This window comes from Coleofasciculus sp. LEGE 07092 (assembly GCF_015207375.1).
GTDB lineage: Bacteria > Cyanobacteriota > Cyanobacteriia > Cyanobacteriales > Coleofasciculaceae > LEGE-07092.
On the sequence record NZ_JADEWY010000285.1, the window covers coordinates 1 to 1,565 of the forward strand.

The 1,565-nt window shown below is 47.5% G+C and carries 1 protein-coding gene and 1 pseudogene; both read left to right on the forward strand.

Going from position 1 to position 1,565, the window contains the following annotated elements; translation table 11 throughout:
- Positions 1-122: 122 nt before the first annotated feature.
- Positions 123-923, forward strand: coding sequence for a CHAT domain-containing protein (locus tag IQ257_RS29580; RefSeq protein WP_193933522.1), 801 nt, complete (start codon positions 123-125; stop codon positions 921-923).
- A 210-nt stretch (positions 924-1,133) separates the two neighbouring features.
- Positions 1,134-1,565: pseudogene (locus tag IQ257_RS29585) on the forward strand (ArsR family transcriptional regulator); the annotation flags it as partial.

Genomic DNA, 1,565 nt, shown 5'->3' on the forward strand with positions numbered 1-1,565 from the left:
CTGTTGATTCATTGAGTCAAATCTTGGCTCCGTTAATTAACTAAGTATTTTTACTCAGCCAATACCTCGTTTTAGCGAGCGCCCTTCATACTTCAGTTATACTACATTTTGAAGTGCGGAATGTGGGGTATACACTACTACTTGCTCCCCTAGAATCACAATTGCAAGCCAGTGGCGTCAAGACATTGGTATTCAATCCTTTGGGACAATTTCGCACCGTTCCCCTCGCCGCCCTCCACGATGGAGAGCAATTCCTGGTGCAAAACTATGCGATCGCTCATACCTTAAGCTGGAGTTTGCTGTCTCAATCAACAACCCGACGACAACCCGAAAATAGCCACGCCCTCATCTTTGGCTTAACTCGGGGGGAAACCAACTACGCCCCCTTGCCCGGAGTGCAGCGAGAAACTCAAGCCATCCAGAAAATTCTGGGTGAGGGGAAAAGCCAAGTCTTTCTCAACGAAACGTTCACCCCAGACACCCTCCAGCAAGCCCTACGGCTACAACCCATTTCAATCCTGCATTTAGCCACTCATGCCAAATTTGGGGGGACGCCAGAGAGCAGCTTTATCCAAGCATCCTCCCAGCAAATCTCGCTACCAGAATTGGAAAAAATTTTGGCAAGTGCTATTTATCCGCCCTCGCTACTGGTGCTGAGTGCTTGCCAAACAGCAGCCGGGAATGAGCGCACTACCCTTGGTTTAGCGGGTATCTCCCTGCGTACAGGCGTCGCTACAGTTCTGGGAAGTTTGTGGTTTGCTAATGATCGCCTGAGTGCAGAACTCCTGAGTGATTTTTACCAATACAATCAAAAATTCCCCTTAGCCGAAGCCCTCAAAAGAGCGCAAGTCAAGCAAATCAGCGATCCACGCTCCCACCCAGCCACCTGGGCTGGATTTACATTGTGGGGACGTTGGCAATGAAAAAGTGTACACTTTCTGAGAAAGAGTGAGATTTTTTCCCGATTCTGAGATATGCTTTTCTTTAGCGGGTGAACACTCAAGTCAATAATTGGCTGAATACGCTATTTTACCACCAAGCCTATTCAGCCAAAAAAAATGCATCGTAGGAAGCTAGTCACACTAATTCCCAGCTCCTACGAAACTGTTCACATTATTCACATTGCTCACATTATGACACAAAAAATAGTCACACCGGAACGCCCTCTGGTAGTTCCACCACTCCTCGCTGCCGAAATTGGGCTAGCTGAAGCCATCATTCTTCAACAGATCAACTACTGGCTGCGGAAATCTGATCACATCATTGACGGCATTAAGTGGATTTGGCAAACCTTCAACCAATGGCAAGAGCAATTCCCCTTCCTCTCCATGCGCCAAATCCGCCAGGGAATCAATAAACTCAAAGCGTTGGGCTTAATCCAGGTTGAACGCAAGAGTGCCAAGACTTGGTATCAGGCAAACTGGTATTCAATCTGCTATGACAACTTAAAAGCCTTGTGGCACAGGATTTGCCCACCTCGTGCGAATGCATCCGATCGCAGTGATCAAATCCATTTGCACGAGGCGATCGCATCAGATCAAGAGACTTCCTCTTCAAAAGAATTC